Here is a 20,860-nt window from a genome sequence, read left to right on the forward strand (position 1 = left end):
CCAGCCGCGCGATTACTGCGCGGCGACGGTCAGGCGAGCAACACGGTTTGACTTAACGAACCGGCTTAAATCAACCGGTTTACCCTGATACTGGATCTGAACTGCCGCCGGCGCGCCGATGGTCAGTTTATACGGCGCAGTGCCGGTCAGGTTCAGCTTGCCACCTTGCTTCTGGGTGCCGCTGAACAGCGTTTTACCGCTCGCGTCGGTCACCTGCAGCCAGCAGTCGGCGGAGAAATCCATCACCAGCGCGTTCGGATCGGCCGCCGGCGCAGCCACGCCCGCATCGGCGGTCGGCAACGGCGCTTGTGCCGCCGGCGCGGTTTCCGGCAGGGTTGTCTGGCTTGGCGACACCACGGCAGGCTGCTGCTGGGCCGCGCTCGGCGCCTGGGCGGTCGCCGCAGGCGTCTGAGCCGCTGCGCCGGTATCAGCCGGCGTAGCGCTGTTGTCGACCAACGGCACGTTGGTGCCGGCGTCGGCATTGCCGTCGGTCAGCGGCACGGACTGCCCTTCGTTATTCTGTGAAAGCTGCGCCGAGGATTGATCGGCCATGGTGGCGATCTCTTCCTGCTGCGCCTTGTGGTTTTGCCACCACCAAGCGCCGGTCAGGCCGATCACCACGAACACGATAAGCCAGGTGAAGCTCATCAGCCAGCCGTCGCGTTTCTTGCGGCGCTTGCCCAGCGAGAAGCTTTGCATCGGCGCCACTTTCGCCATCTTCAACGGCGCCTGCTTGGCCAGCATCGGCAGCAGTTCGTCTTCCGGCAGATGCACCAGCTTGGCGTAGGAACGGATGTAGCCGCGCACGAAGGTGGACGCGAGGTCAGCAGACACGCTGTCTTCCTCGATATCGCGCACGGTGGACATTTTGAGACACAGGCGTTCTGCAACGGTCTGTTGGCTCAGCCCGAGTTGCTCACGGGCCTGACGCAGGCGCTGGCCCGTCGTCATGGATACGGTTTTATCTTGGGAGGCTTCAGTATTCATTAGCTAAGAACTGCTGGTACTGTTTGGATTGTGGAAAACTTCGCGCTAGCTGCTTGCCATAGCGTTGAACGCTATCCTGGCGGCCGGCTGACGCGGCGAAACGAATCTGTAACCATAAGCTGCTGGCGCTGGCCGGCAGAACATGCTGATAAACATCCAATAAAAGTTGCGACTGGGCGCGCTTCCCTTCTCCAAATTGCTTTTCGGCCTCCGCCAACAGCGGAGTGCCTTTGTCCGGATCGACTTTTAGCGCGCGGCTCAACAGCGTGCGCGCCTCATCGTTTTGTCCGGCCTTGAGAAAACAGTAACCTGCGTTTTCCAGGCTGTCGGCGACCTGGCCATAATCGGGCACCAGCGCCGCAGCGCTAAACTGCTGTTGCGCCGGTACATACTGCCCTAAACCGCAAAGAAACGCACCGTAATTATTCAATACGGTGCCATTGCCCGGCGCAAGTTTGAGCGCTTGCCGATAACGCTGTTCGGCCTCGGCGTTTTCACCGTTCCGCTGCGCGTAGAGCGCCATGCCCAACTGCGTGCGGTAATCCTGCGGGGCCGCGTCCAGCGCCTTTTCCAGGTTCTGGCGCGCGGCGTCCATGTCGCCTTGCTGCAGGTACTCCAGGCCCAGTTGCAACCGCGTCTGGCCCGCCTCAGCGACCTGTGCTTCCTTTTCCGGCGCTGAACCGGAACACCCGGCCAACAACCCGGCCGCCAGCCACATACCCCACAGTTTCAGCTTCATGCCCGCATTCATTTCCTTATCGGCCGTCAGCTAACGCCCGCCAGCGACATGCTTGCGCATAACAGGCTGTTAGATAACAAAAAATGGTGCTATAGGATTCAGACCGCCCGTACGTTGATAGGTTCCCCGGCCATTTTCTTCTTCAGGGTACGCTTGGTACGGTCGATCACTTCACCCGCCAGTTGCCCGCAGGCGGCGTCGATATCGTCACCACGGGTTTTACGAACAATAGTCGTAAAGCCGTATTCCATCAACACCTTGGAGAAACGATCCACCCGGCTGTTGGAGCTGCGGCCGTAGGGGGCGCCCGGGAACGGGTTCCATGGGATCAGGTTAATCTTGCACGGCGTGTCTTTCAGCACTTCCGCCAGCTGATGCGCATCGTCGGTGCTGTCGTTGATATGATCCAACATCACGTACTCGACGGTCACGCGGCCCTGGTTGGCGTTGGATTTCTCCAGATAGCGACGCACCGCGGACAGGAAGGTCTCGATGTTGTATTTGCGGTTGATCGGCACGATCTCATCGCGGATGGTGTCGTTCGGCGCGTGCAGCGAAATAGCCAGCGCCACGTCGATCATGTCGCCCAGCTTGTCCAGCGCCGGCACCACGCCGGAGGTAGACAGGGTCACACGGCGTTTGGACAGGCCAAAGCCGAAGTCGTCCAGCATGATTTCCATCGCCGGCACCACGTTGTTCAGGTTGAGCAGCGGCTCGCCCATGCCCATCATCACCACGTTGGTGATCGGGCGTTGGCCGGTCACCTTCAGCGCACCGATGATTTTCGCCGCGCGCCACACCTGGCCAATGATTTCCGACACGCGCAGGTTGCGGTTGAAGCCCTGCTGCGCCGTCGAACAGAATTTGCACTCCAGCGCGCAGCCTACCTGCGAGGAGACGCACAGCGTCGCGCGGTCGGCTTCCGGGATGTACACGGTTTCGACCTGCTGATCGCCGACTTTAATCGCCCACTTGATGGTGCCGTCGGCCGAACGCTGTTCTTCCGCCACTTCCGGCGCGCGGATTTCCGCCACGCGCTGCAGCTTGCCGCGCAGGACTTTGTTGATGTCGGTCATCTGCTCGAAATCGTCGCAGCAGTAGTGGTAAATCCACTTCATCACCTGATCGGCGCGGAACGGCTTCTCGCCCATTTCGGCGAAGAACTCGCGCATTTGCTGGCGGTTCAGATCCAGCAGGTTGATTTTGGCCGCAGCCGGTTGCTCCACGTTAACGGAGGGGGTAGTCAGCGAATTATTTTCAGACACGGTGTGCTCGGACGTGATGGGTTCTAACATAATGATCTCTGGCCTCGTTATTACACGTTATGGCGCTAAAGAATGGACAGTAAGTTGTGCATTTCAGCCCGCATGATTCGGGTGGCGGCACTAAAAACACGCCCCTGACAAGTCGTCTTATCAGGGGCGCGGCATTGTACAAATTTTAGTAGCGGGTGGCTACGGCTGAAAGGCATTCAGGGCATTTTTATTGTTTCAGCCGGTGAATGCCTGGCTATCAGCTCAGAAACGCGCGATTAACGTGCGCAGATTTCGCTTTCGTTGAAGAAGTAAGCGATTTCGCGCTGTGCGGATTCAACGGAGTCGGAACCGTGAACGGCGTTAGCGGTGAAGCTGTCCGCGTAGTCGGCGCGCAGGGTGCCGGCCAGTGCGTTGTCCGGGTTGGTTGCGCCCATGATGTCGCGGTTGCGCTGCACGGCGTTTTCAGATTCCAGAACCTGCACCATGATTGGGCCAGAGGTCATGAATTCGACCAGACCGTCGAAGAATGGACGGCCTTTGTGCTCAGCGTAGAAGCCTTCAGCTTGTTCGCGAGTCAGACGCAGCATTTTAGCGGCGATGATTTTGAAACCGGCGCGCTCGAAACGCGCGTAGATAGCGCCGATGTCGTTGTTGGCTACAGCGTTTGGTTTAACGATGGAAAAGGTACGTTCTACGGTCATGATGGCCTCTGTATGACTTCCAAAACAGGCCGGTCTGCAATGTTGCCGGCCTTCTCAAGTGGCGCAGATTATATGTGCGCCGTTAACGCTTGCCTACGGGAAAATCAACATTTCATTAAAAAAATATGATCTTCATGGGGCATTTTCGACCACGCGGCGGCGCTACTGGGTCTTGTCGGTAGACGGGATCAAATTGCGTAGCCAACTGCCCCAGCGGCGCTGATAAAACGGCTGCGTATGGGAGATCAGATAGTGGCTGATGCCGCGCTCGTTCTCCGACACCAGGCAGAAATCCACTGGTTCGTCGTTCGGCGCCGTTTCGCTGGCGACGCTGCCGGCCTCGTTGATCAGCGCCTCGATCTCCGCCGGCTCGGCGTCCACTTCCAGTCCGACCAGCAGATTCGGCTTCTCGTCCGCCGCCTGGTCATGCATCAGCGCCAGAAACGCGCGGCGCACCGGTTTGCGCTGGCTGAACAGCGTGGTCAACGCATCCACCATCGCCGACGGATATTCCTCGGGCTGCCCCAGCAGGATTTGGGTCTCTTTATCGACGTAATGCTCCACCGGTTTGACGACGCCGCCGGTCGCCAACAGCATCGCCACCTCTTCCGGATAGAACTCTTTGCCGTACTCCGCCTTCGGGTTGAGGAACAGATCCGCGCCCTGGGTGATTTCGAACAACACCCGCGCCGGCATGGCGATGAACGGCTGTTCGTCCTCAACGGCCTTCTGCAGTGCTTCCAGCGAAGTGAAGAACGGAATGATGCTGCCGCCGTCCTGCTTTTCCCAATGCTGGATATTGACCGGCGTATCCGCGTTCAGCGTGATGTCGCCGTCCTGCTGCACCTGTTCGCTGTCGCCGAGGATCAGCACCGTGGCCTCGAGCAGTTCACGGAAGAACGCCGGGCGGTGGGCCGGCTCCGTCACCGCCAGCTTCAGCAGGCGTTCAAGTTCGTTCTCGCTCGGGGCGGCATCGTGATGATGGGCACTCATGGCAAACTCCAGGATCAAATAGCGAGGCCCAGCATGCTGGGCCCCGAAGATAATGCGCATTCTAGCGCCCGATGCGGCGGGCGTTCAATTATTTGGCTTTGCTCAGCAGCAGGTTGGCCAAGGTACGCACGCCCAAACCGGTCGCGCCGGCCGACCACTGATCCACCGCGCCTTTGCGGTAAGTGGCGGAGCAGTCGATGTGCAGCCAGCCCTGTTGGTAATTCTTGACGAAGTGCGACAGGAAGGCCGCCGCGGTGCTGGCGCCGGCGGTGTAGGCCGGGCCGGCTACGTTGTTCAGCTCGGCGAAGTTGGACGGCAGCTGGCTACGGTGGAACTCGGCCAGCGGCAAACGCCAGAACGGCTCTTGCTCGGCGGCGGCGCTGCTCAACAGTTCCTGCGCCAGCGCATCGTCGAAGCTGAACAGGGCGTGGTAGTCGTTGCCCACCGCGGTTTTGGCCGCGCCGGTCAGGGTGGCGCAGTCGATAATCAGCTGCGGATCCTGCTCAGAAGCGTCGATCAGGCCGTCGGCCAGCACCAGGCGCCCTTCCGCATCGGTGTTCATCACCTCAACGGTTTTGCCGTTGCGGTAGCGAATGATGTCACCCAGTTTGAAGGCGTTGCCGCTGACCATGTTGTCGGCGCAGCACAGGTACAGCTTCACGCGCTGCTTCAAGCCGCGCGCCGCCGCCAGCGCCAGGGCGCCGGTGATGGTGGCCGCACCGCCCATGTCAGCCTTCATCGAATCCATAAAGGCGCTCTGTTTCAGGCTATAACCGCCGGTATCGAAGGTGATGCCCTTGCCGACCAGGCAAGCGAACACCGGCGCGTCCGGGTTACCGGTCGGGTTGAAGTCCAGCGCCAGCAGCACCGGCGGGCGTTCGGAACCGCGGCCGACGGTGTGGATGCCAGCATAGTTCTGCTCGCGCAGATCTTCGCCCTTGGTGATACGGTAGCTGACGGCATCGCAGCCGACGTCGCACATCAGATCGACAGCGCGGGTCGCCAGTTGCTCCGGCCCCAGCTCTTCCGCCGGCATGTTGATGGTGTCACGCACCCAGTCGACGATCTTCAGGCGCTTATCCAGCTCCTGACGCGCGGCTTCCGGCAGTTCAGCCCATTCGACGTTGCGCTGCCCTTTCGGCCCGCGATAGCCTTGCCAGAACGCCCAGCTGTTTTCCAAATCCCAACCGTCGCCGGCCAGCTTGACGTTTTTGATGCCCTGGCCATCAATTTTGCGGCCCGCGCGCTGGATCGCGCCCAGCTTGTCGGCCCCGGTCAGGTGGATGGTCATCCCTTCACCGTTGGTGCTCAGCAGCGCTTTCTCGCCCCAGCGGGCGTCGGCAGGTTGTTGCGACAGCGTGACCTGCATGAATTCTGTTGTCATAGCCTTCTTACTCCGGATTATTCTTTTATTAATCTTGTCGGATACAAAATAAACGGGCCGCCCATGGCAGCCCGTTACGCTATTTACTCCGCTTCATCTAACCAGACCAGCAGGATCGCTTCCAGTATTTTTTCGTTGGAAGCCTGCGGATCGTCGTCGAACTCTTCGAGATCGCAGATCCACTGATGCATGTCGGTAAAACGCACGGTTTTCGGATCGGTGTCCGGGTATTGGTCGTACAGGGCTTCGCCGATTTCACGGCTGTCGGTCCATTTCAGTCCCATTATGATCTCCGGGTTGACGCTGCGGCTAACAATTAATGCTCACGCGCGTGGTTGACGGTGTAGCGCGGCATTTCGACCACCAGATCTTCGTCGGCGACCAGCGCCTGGCAGCTCAGACGGCTTTCCGGCTCCAGCCCCCAGGCTTTGTCCAGCATGTCGTCTTCCAGCTCGCTGCTCTCTTCCAGCGAATCGAAGCCTTCACGCACGATGCAGTGGCAGGTGGTGCAGGCGCAGGATTTCTCGCAGGCGTGCTCGATTTCAATGCCGTTGCGCAGCGCAACGTTGAGGATCGACTCCCCTTTTTCGGCTTCCAGAACCGCCCCTTCCGGGCAAAGGTCTTGATGGGGCAGGAAAACAATTTTAGGCATGGTTAAACCTCATCCACAGAATGGCCAGCCAGCGCGCGGCGAATGGAAGCGTCCATGCGGCGCGCGGCAAAATCTTGCGTTTGTGCATCTAATGTTTTGATGGCGTCTTCGATAGCGGCGGGATCTTCACCCTGCGCCGCCTGCTGCAACGCCTGGGTCGCGGCGGCGATCGCCTGGCTTTCCGCCTCGCTCAGCAGCGCGGCGTCGGTGGCCAGCGCACCCTGCAGGCTTTCCAGCACCCGCGCGGCTTCCACGCGTTGCTCCGCCAGCTTGCGCGCGCCCACGTCGCTTTGCGCGTTGGCCATCGAATCCTTGATCATGCCGGCGATTTCGCTGTCCGACAGACCATATGACGGCTTGACCTGGATCGAGGCTTCCACGCCGGTGGATTTCTCCATCGCGGTGACGCTCAGCAGACCATCGGCATCCACCTGGAAGGTGACGCGAATGTGCGCGCCCCCGGCAGGCAATGGCGGCAGGCCGCGCAGCGTGAAGCGCGCCAGCGAACGGCAATCCTGCACCAGCTCGCGCTCGCCCTGCAGCACGTGGATCATCATCGCGCTCTGGCCATCTTTAAAGGTGGTGAACTCCTGCGCGCGCGCCACCGGAATGGTGGTGTTGCGCGGGATCACTTTCTCCACCAGACCGCCCATGGTTTCCAGGCCCAGCGACAGCGGGATCACGTCCAGCAGCAGCATGTCGCTGTCCGGCTTGTTGCCCACCAGGATGTCGGCCTGGATCGCGGCGCCGATGGCGACCACTTTATCCGGATCGATCGACGTCAGCGGCGTGCGGCCGAAGAAGGCCCCCACCTGCTCACGCACCAGCGGCACGCGGGTGGAACCGCCGACCATCACCGCTTCCAGCACCTCGTCGGCGGCGACGCCGGCATCTTTCAGCGCGCGGCGGCAGGCCATCAACGTACGTTTCACCAGCGGAGCGATCAGCGCTTCGAACTGGGCGCGGGTCACCTCGCCCTGCCAGCCGGCTACCTCAACGCACACGCTGTCGGCATCGCTCAACGCGATTTTGGCGGCGATGGCGGCGTCCAGCAGTTGGCGCTGCACACCGTGATCGCTGCGATCGGCCACGCCGGCCTGCTCGCGCAGCCAGTCGGCCAGCAGGTGATCGAAATCGTCGCCGCCCAGCGCGGAATCGCCGCCGGTGGCCAGCACTTCGAACACGCCGCGGCTGAGGCGCAGAATGGAGATATCAAAGGTGCCACCGCCCAGATCGTAAACCGCGATCACCCCTTCCTGGCCGGAATCCAGCCCGTAGGCGATCGCCGCCGCGGTCGGTTCGTTCAGCAGGCGCAGGACGTGCAGGCCGGCCAGACGCGCCGCGTCTTTGGTGCCCTGGCGCTGCGCGTCGTCGAAGTAAGCGGGAACGGTGATCACCACGCCATCCAGCTCGCCTTCCAGCGCCGCTTGCGCGCGCGCGGACAGAGCCCGCAGGATATCGGCGGAGACGCCAACCGGGTTAACCGGGCCGGCGGCGGTGACGATCAGCGGCAGGCCGTTGTCGCTGGCCTGAAATTGATACGGCAGGTTCGGGTAACGTTGCTGCACGTCCGCCAACGAACGACCCATCATGCGTTTGATGGAGCTGACGGTATTGGCCGGATCCTGCGCCGCCTGTTGGCGCGCATCCCAGCCGACGCGCTGCGCGTCCGCCTGATAATGCACCACCGAAGGCAGCAAATGGCGTCCCTGATCGTCGGCCAGCGTTTCCGCTTGCCCGCTGCGCACCGTGGCGACCAGCGAGTTGGTGGTGCCTAAGTCGATGCCGGCGGCCAGGCGTCGCTGGTGCGGCGCGGCGCTGAGGCCAGGCTCACTAATTTGTAATAAGGCCATGTTGAAGCTTCCACAATCAGAATCAGAAGGTGTTACTCAAAACCCAGCAGTTTTTCTTCGAGTTGTTCAACCTGTTGCTGGAGTTTGTCCAAAAAGCGCAGCTTGCGCACGGTGTCGGCGGCATCCGCCCACTGTTCACTGTCCAACTGCTGCAGCATCAGCGCGCTGCGCTGCTTGATGGAGGAGGCCAGCCGCGCGCCGAAATCGGCCAGCAGGCTTTCCGCCTCCGGCTTGCGCTCAATGGCGTCGAGCTCTTCACGCAGCTCCAGCTGTTCCATCAGAAAGGCGGTGTCGCGCATCGTATGCTGTTCGTTGCCCAGATCGAAGCCGTGCAAAGATAGCATATACTCCGCGCGTTTTAACGGGTGCTTCAGCGACTGGTAGGCTTCGTTGATGGTCGCCGCCTGCTGCAACGCCATCAGGCGTTCGCGCTCCGGCTGGTTGGCGAAACGATCGGGGTGGAATTGGCGCTGCAGATCCTGGAAGCGGGACGCAAGCAGGCTGCCGTCCACGGTGTAGCGAACGGGCAGCCCGAATAAAGTAAAGTAATCCATAGCGTGCTCTGGGCGTTAGCGGATGAAGTTCCCCCGCCGAAACGGGGGAGCACGATGGACTGTCAGACGTTGAAACTCTCGCCGCAGCCGCACTCGCTTGAGACGTTCGGGTTGTTGAACTTGAAGCCTTCGTTCAGGCCTTCCTTAACGAAATCAAGCTCGGTGCCGTCAAGGTAGACCAGGCTCTTGCCGTCGATGATCACCTTGATGCCTTTGTCTTCAAACACGATGTCGTCATCGTTGGCTTCGTCAACAAATTCCAGCACATAGGCCATCCCGGAGCAGCCGGAAGTTCGCACTCCCAGACGCAGGCCGAGACCCTTGCCGCGGTTCGTCAAAAACGCCTGAACACGCTGCGCAGCGCTGTCGCTCATGGTAATAGACATCACAACCTCACACTTCACATCAAAGCCCGGCGCGGCCGGGCCGATTCAGACAAATTACTTGGCGCTATGCTTGCTCTTATAGTCGGCAATCGCTGCTTTGATGGCGTCTTCAGCCAGGATCGAGCAGTGAATTTTGACCGGCGGCAATTCCAGCTCTTCGGCGATCTGGGTGTTTTTGATCGCTTCAGCCTGATCGAGCGACTTGCCTTTCATCCATTCGGTCACCAGCGAGCTGGAGGCGATGGCGGAACCGCAGCCGTAAGTTTTAAAGCGCGCGTCTTCGATGATGCCTTCATCGTTAACCTTGATTTGCAGCTTCATCACGTCGCCGCAAGCCGGCGCCCCTACCATGCCGCTGCCGACGGTAGGATCTTCGTTGTCGAAAGAACCCACGTTACGTGGGTTTTCATAATGATCGATTACTTTTTCGCTGTAAGCCATGACCTTGCTCCTGAAACCTGAGAATTAATGATGCGCCCATTCGATGCTGTTGATGTCCACGCCCTGCTTGAACATCTCCCACAGTGGGGACAGATCGCGCAGACGGCCGATGGATTTACGCACCAGTTGAATGGTGTAGTCGATCTCTTCTTCCGTGGTGAAACGCCCCAGGGAGAAACGGATCGAGCTGTGCGCCAATTCATCGCTCATGCCCAGCGCGCGCAGCACGTAGGACGGCTCGAGGCTGGCGGAGGTACAGGCTGAACCGGAAGAAACGGCCAGGTCTTTCAGCGCCATGATCAGCGACTCGCCTTCAACGTAGTTGAAGCTGACGTTCAGGATGTTCGGTGCGCCGTGCTCCAGATCGCCGTTCAGATACACTTCTTCCATATCTTTCACGCCGTTCCACAGACGATCGCGCAGGGTGCGCAGACGCGCCATCTCTTCGGTCATCTCTTCTTTGGCGATGCGGTAAGCTTCGCCCATGCCGACGATCTGGTGGACAGGCAGGGTACCGGAACGCATGCCGCGCTCGTGACCGCCGCCGTGCACCTGCGCTTCGATGCGGATGCGCGGCTTACGACGCACGTACAGCGCGCCGATGCCTTTCGGACCATAGATTTTGTGGCCGGAGAACGACATCAGGTCGACTTTCAGCTTGCTCAGATCGATAGGCAGTTTGCCCACGCTCTGGGTGGCGTCAACGTGGTAGATGATACCGCGCGCACGGCACATTTCACCGATCGCTTCGATGTCCTGCACCACGCCGATTTCGTTGTTGACGTGCATGATGGAGACCAGGATGGTGTCATCGCGCAGCGCCGCTTCGAGATCCTGCAGGCTGATGATACCGTTGCTCTGTGGCGCCAGGTAGGTCACTTCAAACCCTTCGCGCTCCAGTTGACGGCAGGTGTCCAGCACGGCTTTGTGTTCGGTTTTGCTGGTGATGATGTGCTTGCCTTTTTTCTGGTAGAAATTGGCAGCGCCTTTAATCGCCAGGTTGTCGGATTCGGTCGCCCCGGAGGTGAAGACGATTTCGCGTGGGTCGGCGCCCACCAGTTCGGCGATTTGGTTACGGGCGATGTCTACCGCCTCTTCCGCCTGCCAACCGAAACGGTGGGAACGGGAAGCCGGGTTGCCGAAAGTGCCGTCCAGGGTCAAAAACTGCATCATCTTCTCAGCAACGCGCGGGTCAACCGGCGTCGTTGCTGAGTAATCCAGATAAATCGGTAATTTCATTGCTCTTGTGCTCCGTACATCACTTCCAAAAACTAAAATAATTTCGCCAGCTGCTTATGCGCGCAGATTAACGTTGATAGTTTCTTGCGGACGACCGTTGGCCGTGCGGCGCGTATCGTTGTTTTGACGATCCGCCACCACCAGCACTTCCTGGTTATTGACCAGTTCTGCCAGCGTAATGTTGTTCAGGAACCCGCTGATGCGCTCGCTCAGATCGCGCCACAGGGCGTGGGTCAAGCAGCGATCGCCGCCCTGACAGCCTTCTTTGCCCTGGCAACGGGTTGCATCTACCGATTCATCGACGGCAGTGATGACAGCGCCAACGGCGATCTCACCCGCGTCTTTACCCAGCAGATAACCACCGCCCGGACCGCGCACGCTGGCCACCAGGCCATTCTTGCGCAGACGGGAGAATAATTGTTCCAGATAAGAGAGCGAAATACCCTGGCGTTCGGAAATGTCCGCCAGTGGCACCGGCCCTTCCTGGGAATGCAGCGCTACGTCAAGCATAGCGGTTACGGCATAACGGCCTTTGGATGTCAGTCTCATAGCTCAATGGTTACCTGTTGGTCAAATATGGCCGAAAGTCTGACATTCCTGAGTAAAACAGTCAACTATTTAACCTAGTAATTGACTCAAGTATTAGCACGTTTTGAACTTAGCAAGAACAAAGGTATATAAAATACATGTTATAACCTTTGGATAACTAATACTATTGTCGCCCACCGTTATGCCACATCAATTAATTACCTTGATGTTTATCCTGTTTCTCGATCGAGGTTAGCATGCCGCGCAGGATATTCAGCTCCTGCCCTTCCGGGCGCGCGCGGGTGAACAGCCGGCGCAGGCGGCTCATCACCTGGCCCGGATGGGACGGGCGAATAAAGCCGGTGCGCTGCAGCGTCTGCTCCAGGTGCTGATAGAAACGCTCGAGGTCATCCACCAGCGGATACGGCGTCTCTTCCAGCTGCGGCGCGCCCGCCTGTTGGCGATCGAGGTAAGCCACGCGCACTTCATACGCCAGGATCTGCACCGCCATCGCCAGGTTCAGCGAGCTGTAGTCCGGGTTGGCCGGAATGGCGACGTGGTAGTGGCACTTCTGCAATTCATCGTTGGTCAGCCCGACGCGTTCGCGGCCGAACACCAGCGCCACCGGCGCGTGTTCGCCTTCGTGTACCGCGCGCACGCCGCATTCACGCGGCTCCAGCATCGGCCACGGCAAGGTGCGAGAACGTGCGCTGGTGCCCACCACCAGGCTACAGCCGGCGATGGCGTCATCGAGGGTATCGACGATAGTGGCGTTGCCGATCACGTCGCTGGCGCCGGCGGCCAGGGCGATGGCCTGAGAATCGGGTTTGATCAGCGGATTAACCAGATAAAGGTTGGTTAAACCCATGGTTTTCATGGCTCTGGCGGTCGAGCCCATGTTGCCGGTATGTGAAGTCTCTACCAGAACAATGCGGATATTGTGCAGCATACAAACTCTGAGCGTGGCGGAAAATCGCAGCATCTTAACACAGCCGTAGGCAATTTGCCGAACAGCTGCTATACTTCGCGCCGTTTCCTGTTCTTTAACATCCTAGTTGGAAGATACCCATGCATCCGATGCTGACTATCGCCGTGCGCGCTGCGCGCAAGGCCGGTAACCTGATTGCCAAAAACTACGAAACCCCGGACGCTGTAGAAGCGAGCCAGAAAGGGACCAATGACTTCGTCACCAACGTCGATCGCGATGCAGAGCATCTGATCATCGACGTCATCCGCAAGTCTTATCCGCAACACAGTATCGTGAGCGAAGAACGCGGTGAGCTGATCGGCGAAGATCGCGATGTGCAATGGGTGATCGATCCACTGGATGGCACTGCAAACTTCATCAAACGTTTCCCTCATTTCTCCGTTTCCATCGCCGTACGCATCAAAGGCCGTACTGAAGTGGCCGTGGTTTACGATCCGATGCGCAACGAACTGTTCACCGCCACGCGCGGTCAGGGCGCACAGCTCAACGGCTACCGCCTGCGCGGTACCAACGCCAAAGATCTGGATGGCACCATCCTGGCGACCGGCTTCCCGTTCAAAGTCAAACAGCACGCAACGCCTTACATCAACATCGTCGGCAAGCTGTTCACCCAGTGCGCAGACTTCCGTCGCACCGGTTCCGCCGCGCTGGATCTGGCCTATGTGGCCGCCGGCCGCGTAGACGGTTTCTTCGAGATCGGCCTGAAGCCGTGGGACTTCGCCGCGGGCGAGCTGCTGGTGCGTGAAGCCGGCGGCCTGGTGACCGACTTCGTCGGCGGCCACAACCACTTCAGCTCAGGTAACCTGGTCGCAGGTAACCCACGCGTGGTGAAAGCCATGCTGGCCACCATGCGTGAAGAACTGAGCGAAGCGCTGAAGCGTTAATCGCCAGAAGCGAATCGAAAAAAAGCGCTGCCGATGCAGCGCTTTTTTTATGCCCGTTAGCGGGAGAAGGGGCGGATGCCGCCGCCGAATTCCGGCTGCGCGCTGACGTACAGCAACAGCCCGGCGGCCAACAGAATCAGACCGCCTGCCAGCGCCAGCGAGCCCCAGGCCACCGCGCTCCAGGCGGCGGGCGCGCGCGAACGGCTGAGGCGCACCGCCAGCCGGCGGCTGTAATGCACCAGCAGCGCCAGCATGGAGATGGTCAACGAGGTGCCGAACGCCATCGCCAGCGCGGAGATCACTCCCCAACCGAACACGCCGATCACCTTGGAGAACAGCAGCACTAAAATCGCCCCCGAACAGGGACGCATGCCCATCGCCAGCACGATGGCGGCCTGAGTGCGCCAGTCGCTTCCCGCCTGCAGCTCGCTGTCGCTCGGCAGATGCCGGTGGCCGCAGCCGCAATTGGCGCTGTGCACATGATCCGCCGCCAATGGCGTCAGGCTGTTGATGCGCAGCGCCGGCGCCGGGCGCATCGCCTTGATCGCCGCAAACAGGCGTTTCAGCGCGCGCCAACTCAGCAGCACGCCAAGCAGCATCACCAGAATAAAGCTGCCCTTCTCCAGCCAGAAACTGCTTTGGTGCAGCTGGCGCGAAGAGAGCTGTAACACCACCAGCATCAGCGTGACCAGCGCGATCGCCACCCCGCCCTGCACCAGCGAAGCCGCGAAGGTCAGCTTCAGGCTGCTTTTCAGCCGCGCCGGATGGGTAGCCAGATAGGTGGCGATCACCACTTTGCCGTGGCCGGGGCCGAGCGCATGCAAGACGCCATAGCCGAGGCTGAACAGCATCAGCGCCAACCCGGCCTGCTGCGGCGCGGCCTTCACCTGCTGCAACAGCCCCGCCATCTGCTGGTGCAGCGCTTTTTGCCACACCACGCTCTGCATCAGCAGCTGCGGCCAATAGTGCCACGCCAGCAGCGCGGCGGCCGCCAGCACCAGTGTGAACGGCAGCAGCGGCCACAGGCCGAAGGCCCAGTGACGCCGGCTCGTCGTCGGTTGCGAGAGATTTAACGACATTGTAGCGTCACCCGCTGGGCGAACTGTTGCCCCAGCGCCAGGTCTTCGCCGGGCGAGTCGTTCTTGTCGAGCGACAGCGCATAGGCCTGCAGCGACGCATTCGGCTGCGGCGTCATCAGCTTGTAGCTGCACTGCTGCGCCATCTCCGGCGGCAGATGCAGTGCATTTTGGTCTTTATAGGTCATATCCACGAAATAAGTCGGATCGTAAGTAGAAAGTTCGAACGGCTTGCCCGCCAGCGGCTGCGGTTCGGCCAACGGCAGCACGAACTCCAGCACCGCCTGATTGCCCTGGCGCGACAGGTGATATTCGCTGGGCAAGTTCAGATATTTCACCGGCTTGCCGTCGCGGTAAAGATCGGTGAAATAGTGCTGCCCCAGCACGTTGGCCATCACTTCCGCCGCCAGCTTTTTCCACACTTCCGAATCGCTCTTGGCGTTTTTCGCATCGTAAAGCAGATCCGCCGAGGTGATTTCATCCATCACCCACACCATTTTCAGGCCAACCAGCCGCTGGTCTTTGGCGACGAAGGTGGTATTCATGTCGATAAAGCTGTGCGGATGCGCGATCGCACCGGCGCTGAACACGGCGCCAAAGGCAGCCAAAAGTCGACGTAACTTCATCATTATCCTGCCTTACCCATATTTGTTATAACGTAACATAAATAACTGCCGAACGGCCCGCCTCCGCCGGCGATATTTGTGACGAAAGTTGTAAGCCGAAGTAAAAGCCGCGCGTTAACCCTGCCGGCACAAAGCCTTTTGCTATGCTTAGGCATAATCGCAACCTTTTATGCCGGAAGGTGATAATGAGCCTGGACACCTCTCCCGTGCCCGCGCTCTCCGGACAACAACGGCGCTGCCATCTGCTGCTGATGCTGTACACGCCGGAGCCCGAGTTACAGCTGGAGACCCTAAGCCGAATCAACGGCGTCGCCCCCCCGATAACCCGGCAAGATATAGCCGAGGTGGCCAGTGAAATCCAGCGTTTCCATCACCTGGAGATCGCCGTCGATCCCGACCATGGCTACCAACTGCGGGGCAGCGCGCTCAACCAACGCCTGTGTCTGATCCATTGGCTGCGACGGGCCCTGCGCTGCAGCCCGCGGTTCGTCGAAGACGATTTCGCCCCGCGCCTGCGGCACGCGCTGGCGGCCGATGCCGCCCCAGCGTCTGCGCTGGCTCAAGCGATCGACGCCTGCGAGCCACTGCTCAGCCGCTACTTTGACGCGCGCGACCGCCAATTCCTGCAGCATTACCTGCTCTACTGCGCCTGGCAAAATCGCCTGCAGCGCCATCCGCATTTCGACGCCGTTCAACGCGACTGGCTGCGGCAAAAGCCGGAGCAGCAGGCCGCCGCTTGGCTGCATCAGGCCTGCAACCGACTGTTTAACCAGCCGCCGCAGGCAGACGAGCGCGATTTTTTGGCGCTGACCTTCACCATGTTGAAAAATCACAGCTACCACAGCAATGACTCGGCGCAAGAGCAGAGATTGATGGCGGCGATCGACAGCATGGTCGAGCGTTTCCAGCAACTCTCCGGCATGGCCTTCAGCAGCAAGACGGAGCTGGTCAGCCAGCTGTTCGCCCACCTGGCGCCGGCGCTGGAGCGCTGCCGTTTCGCCATCGGCATCGACAATATGCTGCTGGAAGAAGTGGTGCGCAAATACCCGCGGCTAATGCGTACCACGCAGGAAGCGCTGATACCGCTGGAACAGGAATACGGCGTGCATTTTTCCAACGAGGAGGCGGGCCTGGTGGCCATCAGCTTCGGCGCCTGGCTGATGCAGGACAACGCGCTGCAGGAGAAACAGGTGCTGCTGCTGACGCTGGATAACCCGCAGTTGGAAGAGGAAGTGGAATACCAGATCCGCGAGCTCACGCTGCTGCCGCTGAACATCAAGTATCTGCCGTTGAGCGACTATCTGCGCGGCGGAGCGCCGCAGGGCGTCATGCTGGTGATCACCCCTTATGCGGCGGTGCACAGCGATCCGCACCCGCCGTTGATCTATACCGAACTGCCGCTGGAAACCCGGCAGCGCCAGGCCATCCGCGCGCTGCTGGAAGCGCCTTAATCAGCGGCTGACGCTGACCGCCGGCGGCCGGATGAACAAGGCCGGCACCGCGACCGCCGCCATCACCCAGAAAACCCCGCCCTGCCAATGTTCGAACAGGAACCCGGCAATGACCGTCATGACGGCAATACCGCCGCCCATCGCCAGCGCCGAATACACCGCCTGCAGCCGGATCACCTCTTGCCCCTGGCGCGCGGCGATAAAGCGCATCGCCGCCAGATGGCAGACGGTGAAGGTGCCGCAATGCAGGATCTGGATCAGCAGCAGCCAGCCCAACTCAGTGCTGTAGGCCATCAGGCTCCAGCGCAACACGCCGCAGCAGGCGGAGAGCAACAGCAGGTTGCGCGCATTCCAGCGGCGGAACAGCACGTTGCTGCTGGCGAAAATAATCACCTCCGCCACCACGCCCAGCGACCACAGATAGCCGATGGTCGAGGCCGAATAGCCCGCCTCCTGCCAGTAAATGGAGCCGAAGCTATAGTAGCCGGCGTGCGCCCCCTGCAGCAGCGTGACGCACAACAGGAAGCGCCAGACCGGCCCTTCTTTCAGCAGTGCCCACAGCGAACGTTCGGTATCGCTGTGGGTGCGCGCTTCGCCCTGCGGCATGACGCTCGGCTTCAGCAACATGCCCAGCAGCATCGCCAGCACGCTGAAGATCAGGCTGTAGAGAATGGCGTTATGGCCCCACACCGCCACCAGCTGCCCTGTCAGCGCCGAGCCGATGACGAACGCCAGCGAGCCCCACAGCCGCACTCGGCCATAGTCCATGCGGATCTGCTTTTGCCAGGTGGCGGCCAGCGCGTCGGTCAGCGGCACCAGCGGCGAGAAGAACAGGTTGAACCCCGCTATCACCAGCATCAGCCAGCCCCAGCCGTTGCCGAAACAGAAGCCAACCGCGAAAGCCAGTGTCAGCAGCGCCAGCAGGCGCAGGGCGGAGACTAAATGAGAGGGATCTTTAACGCGGGGTGCAATCAGTAAACTGCCGAGGAAGCGGGCCACCAAACCGGCGCCGAGCAATATGCCGATGGTTTCCGGCGCGATGCCTTCGCCTTTCAGCCACACGCCCCAGAACGGTAAGAAGATGCCATAGGAAAAGAAGTAGGTGAAATAGCTGAGCGCGAGCCAACGCGTGGATTGCAGAACCATGATCCCTCCGGAGTGAGGGCAATACTTTGACAGAGCTCACACCGCCCCGCAATCTTCATTCCGCTTCAATGCGTTAGAGTGCCAGACAGCTCACAGTTTACCGCGAGCGGCCACAAAAAAACCCGCCGCAGCGGGTTTTATCAGGCAAAAGCGGGATTATGCGTAAACCGGCAGGCGGGCGCAGATATCCAGCACTTTCTTCTTGGTGCGTTCGATGGTGGCTTCATCGTTGATGTTGTCCAGCACATCACAGATCCAACCGGCCAGTTCGCGCACGTCGGCTTCTTTGAAGCCGCGACGGGTGACGGCCGGGGTGCCGATACGCACGCCGGAGGTGACGAACGGGCTCTTCGGATCGTTCGGCACGCTGTTTTTGTTGACGGTGATGTTGGCGCGGCCCAGGGCGGCGTCCGCTTCTTTACCGGTCAGGTTTTTATCGACCAGATCCAGCAGGAACAGGTGGTTATGGGTGCCGCCGGAGACCACTTTGTAGCCGCGCTGCAGGAACACGTCCACCATCGCCTTGGCGTTGACCGCCACTTGCTGCTGGTAAACCTTGAACTCAGGCTCCATCGCTTCTTTCAGCGCCACCGCCTTGCCGGCGATCACGTGCATCAGCGGGCCGCCCTGGCCGCCAGGGAACACGGCGGAGTTCAGCTTCTTGTACAGCTCTTCGTCGCCGCCCTTCGCCAGGATCAGGCCGCCGCGCGGACCCGCCAGGGTTTTGTGGGTGGTGGTAGTGACGATGTGCGCGTGCGGTACCGGGTTTGGATACACGCCGGCGGCGATCAGGCCAGCCACGTGCGCCATGTCGACGAACAGGTAAGCGCCGATGCTGTCGGCGATTTCGCGCATTTTGGCCCAGTCAACCACGCCGGAGTAAGCGGAGAAGCCGCCGATGATCATTTTCGGCTTGTGGGTTTGCGCCTGTTTGGCCAGATCGTCATAGTCGATTTGGCCTTTGTCGTCGATGCCGTAAGGCACCACGTTATACAGTTTGCCGGACAGGTTAACCGGGGAACCGTGGGTCAGGTGGCCGCCGTGCGCCAGGTTCATGCCCAGAATGGTGTCGCCCGGCTGCAGCAGCGCGGTGTACACGGCGAAGTTAGCCTGGGAGCCGGAGTGCGGCTGCACGTTGGCGTAATCGGCGCCGAACAATTCTTTGGCACGATCGATAGCCAGCTGCTCAACGATATCCACGTATTCGCAGCCGCCGTAGTAACGCTTGCCCGGATAGCCTTCAGCGTATTTGTTGGTCAGCTGGGAACCCTGAGCCTGCATCACGCGCGGGCTGGTGTAGTTCTCAGACGCGATCAGCTCGATGTGCTCTTCCTGACGCACCACTTCCTGCTCCATGGCACGCCACAGTTCCGCATCGTAATCGGCAATGTTCATTTCACGCTTTAACATCCGGCATCTCCTGACTTAAATCAGCTAACTAAAAAATCACCAAATAACTACCCGTTTGGGTTCTGGGCCACAGTGTAAACCGTTTCGCCCCACCGAAGATAGGTCTTGACAGAGGTTTTTACGCAAACGATTGGCATGAGGTGGCGCAAGGCTTTGATCCGCTAAATGCCGCCGTTTATCAACGGACATTTCCTCATGCGAACAATGCGCTTTTTTCATGTTCTGTGAGCGCGATCGACGCCCGAAGAACACCGCAACGAAAACAAGGGTATTTACAAGCGACGCGGAACCCAATAAGATGCATTTAAAATACATCATTACAATTATCGTCAAGATCCTAACCTAAGGAGCGCTTCCATGCTGGATAGCCAAACCATCGCCACCGTAAAATCCACCATTCCCCTGCTGGCTGCGACCGGGCCGAAGCTGACCGCCCACTTTTACGATCGCATGTTCGCGCATAACCCGGAATTGAAAGATATTTTCAACATGAGCAACCAGCGCAACGGCGATCAGCGTCAAGCGCTGTTCGACGCCATCTGCGCCTACGCCGCCAACATCGAGAACCTGGCGGCGCTGCTGCCGGCGGTGGAGCGCATCGCGCAGAAGCACACCAGCTTCAATATCCAGCCGGAGCAGTACCAAATCGTCGGCGGTCACCTGCTGGCGACGCTGGACGAAATGTTCAGCCCGGGCCAGGAAGTCCTGGACGCCTGGGGCAAGGCCTACGGTGTGCTGGCCAACGTATTTATCCAGCGTGAAGAGCAGATTTATCAGCAGAGCGAAACCGACAACGGCGGCTGGCGCGATCTGCGCGCATTCCGCATCCTGAAGAAACAGCCGCAGAGCGACGTGATCTGCAGCTTCGTGCTGGCGCCGGTGGACGGCGGCCGGGTGGCGGACTTCAAACCGGGGCAATACCTGGCGGTCTACATCAAGCACGACAGCCTGGAGCATCAGGAAATTCGCCAGTACTCGCTGACCACCTCGCCAAACGGCGAGTTCTACCGCATCGCGGTGAAGCGCGAAGATCAGGGGAAAGTGTCCAACTACCTGCACCAGCAGGCGCAGGAAGGCGACGTGATCGACATCGCCCCGCCGCACGGCGACTTCTTCCTCGACGTGGCGCCGACCACGCCGGTGGCGCTGATCTCCGCCGGCGTCGGCCAAACCCCGATGCTCGGCATGCTCAACACCCTGCACGACAGCCAACATCAGGCGCAGGTCCACTGGCTGCACGCGGCGGAAAACGGCAGCGTACACGCCTTTGCCGATGAGGTAGCGGATATTGCCGGCCGTATGCCAAATCTGAGCCGCCATGTGTGGTACCGCGAGCCGGGTGCCGATGACGTGGAAGGCCGCGACTACCACAGCCGCGGATTGATGGATTTGAGCGCGCTGCAAGGCAGCCTGGCCGATCCGCAGATGCACTATTACTTCTGCGGCCCGGTGGCCTTCATGCAGTTCGTGGGCAAACAGCTGCTGGAGATGGGGGTAGAGGCCGAACGCATCCACTACGAATGCTTCGGCCCGCATAAGGTGCTGTAATGCTTGCGGAGCGCGGCC

At 60.2% G+C, this 20,860-nt stretch carries 22 protein-coding genes; 3 read left to right on the forward strand and 19 right to left on the reverse strand.

The window, feature by feature from the left end; translation table 11 throughout:
- Nucleotides 1-12: 12 nt before the first annotated feature.
- The 15 genes from rodZ to trmJ all read right to left on the reverse strand — a co-directional run bounded on the left by rodZ (nt 13) and on the right by trmJ (nt 12,662).
- Nucleotides 13-987 carry a cytoskeleton protein RodZ gene (rodZ, locus tag BVU99_RS23890; protein ID WP_025303910.1) on the reverse strand — a complete coding sequence of 325 codons (975 nt, stop codon included), beginning with the start codon at nt 985-987 and terminating at the stop codon, nt 13-15.
- Complete coding sequence (gene pilW / locus BVU99_RS23895) at nt 977-1,726, reverse strand: type IV pilus biogenesis/stability protein PilW (protein ID WP_049209609.1); 750 nt, start codon at nt 1,724-1,726, stop codon at nt 977-979. Before pilW ends, rodZ begins: the two co-directional genes overlap by 11 nt.
- A gap of 98 nt (nt 1,727-1,824) precedes the next feature.
- Complete coding sequence (locus BVU99_RS23900; protein WP_004941426.1) at nt 1,825-3,021, reverse strand: bifunctional tRNA (adenosine(37)-C2)-methyltransferase TrmG/ribosomal RNA large subunit methyltransferase RlmN; 1,197 nt, start codon at nt 3,019-3,021, stop codon at nt 1,825-1,827.
- A gap of 236 nt (nt 3,022-3,257) precedes the next feature.
- Complete coding sequence (gene ndk, locus BVU99_RS23905; protein WP_004941424.1) at nt 3,258-3,683, reverse strand: nucleoside-diphosphate kinase; 426 nt, start codon at nt 3,681-3,683, stop codon at nt 3,258-3,260.
- A 162-nt stretch (nt 3,684-3,845) separates the two neighbouring features.
- Nucleotides 3,846-4,676, reverse strand: a complete 831-nt coding sequence (gene sseB / locus BVU99_RS23910) for an enhanced serine sensitivity protein SseB (protein ID WP_089181693.1) — start codon at nt 4,674-4,676, stop codon at nt 3,846-3,848.
- Nucleotides 4,677-4,764: 88 nt separating this feature from the next.
- Nucleotides 4,765-6,060, reverse strand: coding sequence for an aminopeptidase PepB (gene pepB, locus BVU99_RS23915; protein WP_043138092.1), 1,296 nt, complete (start codon nt 6,058-6,060; stop codon nt 4,765-4,767).
- An 83-nt stretch (nt 6,061-6,143) separates the two neighbouring features.
- Entirely contained in the window at nt 6,144-6,344 is a 201-nt protein-coding gene (iscX, locus tag BVU99_RS23920; protein ID WP_006327336.1) for a Fe-S cluster assembly protein IscX, read from the reverse strand.
- Nucleotides 6,345-6,376: 32 nt separating this feature from the next.
- The gene (gene fdx / locus BVU99_RS23925; RefSeq protein WP_004941417.1) at nt 6,377-6,712 is read right to left on the reverse strand and encodes an ISC system 2Fe-2S type ferredoxin; all 336 of its coding nucleotides are present in this window, start codon (nt 6,710-6,712) and stop codon (nt 6,377-6,379) included.
- A gap of 2 nt (nt 6,713-6,714) precedes the next feature.
- A complete protein-coding gene (hscA, locus tag BVU99_RS23930) occupies nt 6,715-8,565 on the reverse strand; it encodes a Fe-S protein assembly chaperone HscA (RefSeq protein WP_025303914.1) in 1,851 nt (616 codons plus the stop codon).
- A gap of 32 nt (nt 8,566-8,597) precedes the next feature.
- Nucleotides 8,598-9,119: a co-chaperone HscB gene (hscB, locus tag BVU99_RS23935; RefSeq protein WP_025303915.1), complete on the reverse strand. Its 522-nt coding sequence runs from the start codon at nt 9,117-9,119 to the stop codon at nt 8,598-8,600.
- A gap of 62 nt (nt 9,120-9,181) precedes the next feature.
- Nucleotides 9,182-9,505 (reverse strand): iron-sulfur cluster assembly protein IscA, encoded by a 324-nt coding sequence (iscA, locus tag BVU99_RS23940; protein ID WP_004941410.1) that lies wholly within the window; start codon nt 9,503-9,505, stop codon nt 9,182-9,184.
- Between the two features lie 54 nt (nt 9,506-9,559).
- A complete protein-coding gene (gene iscU, locus BVU99_RS23945) occupies nt 9,560-9,946 on the reverse strand; it encodes a Fe-S cluster assembly scaffold IscU (protein WP_004941408.1) in 387 nt (128 codons plus the stop codon).
- 24 nt (nt 9,947-9,970) lie between these two features.
- The gene (iscS, locus tag BVU99_RS23950; RefSeq protein WP_016929764.1) at nt 9,971-11,185 is read right to left on the reverse strand and encodes a cysteine desulfurase; all 1,215 of its coding nucleotides are present in this window, start codon (nt 11,183-11,185) and stop codon (nt 9,971-9,973) included.
- Between the two features lie 54 nt (nt 11,186-11,239).
- Nucleotides 11,240-11,734: a Fe-S cluster assembly transcriptional regulator IscR gene (iscR, locus tag BVU99_RS23955; protein ID WP_004941404.1), complete on the reverse strand. Its 495-nt coding sequence runs from the start codon at nt 11,732-11,734 to the stop codon at nt 11,240-11,242.
- Between the two features lie 193 nt (nt 11,735-11,927).
- The gene (gene trmJ / locus BVU99_RS23960) at nt 11,928-12,662 is read right to left on the reverse strand and encodes a tRNA (cytosine(32)/uridine(32)-2'-O)-methyltransferase TrmJ (protein WP_025303916.1); all 735 of its coding nucleotides are present in this window, start codon (nt 12,660-12,662) and stop codon (nt 11,928-11,930) included.
- Nucleotides 12,663-12,781: 119 nt separating this feature from the next.
- Between trmJ and suhB the strand changes: the two genes are divergently transcribed.
- Nucleotides 12,782-13,585, forward strand: coding sequence for an inositol-1-monophosphatase (gene suhB / locus BVU99_RS23965; RefSeq protein ID WP_025303917.1), 804 nt, complete (start codon nt 12,782-12,784; stop codon nt 13,583-13,585).
- Between the two features lie 56 nt (nt 13,586-13,641).
- On the opposite strand, the gene BVU99_RS23970 is transcribed toward suhB, so the two are convergent.
- Complete coding sequence (locus BVU99_RS23970; RefSeq protein WP_025303918.1) at nt 13,642-14,664, reverse strand: nickel/cobalt transporter; 1,023 nt, start codon at nt 14,662-14,664, stop codon at nt 13,642-13,644.
- Entirely contained in the window at nt 14,655-15,290 is a 636-nt protein-coding gene (locus BVU99_RS23975) for a DUF1007 family protein (protein WP_028127507.1), read from the reverse strand. Before BVU99_RS23975 ends, BVU99_RS23970 begins: the two co-directional genes overlap by 10 nt.
- Before the next feature lie 182 nt (nt 15,291-15,472).
- Between BVU99_RS23975 and csiE the strand changes: the two genes are divergently transcribed.
- A complete protein-coding gene (gene csiE / locus BVU99_RS23980; protein WP_099816859.1) occupies nt 15,473-16,738 on the forward strand; it encodes a stationary phase inducible protein CsiE in 1,266 nt (421 codons plus the stop codon).
- Here csiE and BVU99_RS23985 read toward each other — a convergent pair whose 3' ends face one another.
- Both BVU99_RS23985 and glyA read right to left on the reverse strand, forming a co-directional pair.
- Entirely contained in the window at nt 16,739-17,884 is a 1,146-nt protein-coding gene (locus BVU99_RS23985) for a 3-phenylpropionate MFS transporter (RefSeq protein WP_025303921.1), read from the reverse strand. It lies immediately after the preceding gene.
- 156 nt (nt 17,885-18,040) lie between these two features.
- Entirely contained in the window at nt 18,041-19,294 is a 1,254-nt protein-coding gene (glyA, locus tag BVU99_RS23990; protein ID WP_025303922.1) for a serine hydroxymethyltransferase, read from the reverse strand.
- Nucleotides 19,295-19,651: 357 nt separating this feature from the next.
- On the opposite strand from glyA, the gene hmpA reads away from it, so the two are divergent.
- On the forward strand, nt 19,652-20,842 hold the full coding sequence (gene hmpA / locus BVU99_RS23995) for an NO-inducible flavohemoprotein (protein WP_043138113.1): 1,191 nt from the start codon (nt 19,652-19,654) through the stop codon (nt 20,840-20,842).
- Nucleotides 20,843-20,860 lie beyond the last annotated feature (18 nt).

The sequence above is a fragment of the Serratia sp. OLAL2 genome (assembly GCF_002752475.1).
In the GTDB taxonomy this organism is placed as follows: Bacteria; Pseudomonadota; Gammaproteobacteria; order Enterobacterales; family Enterobacteriaceae; genus Serratia; species Serratia bockelmannii.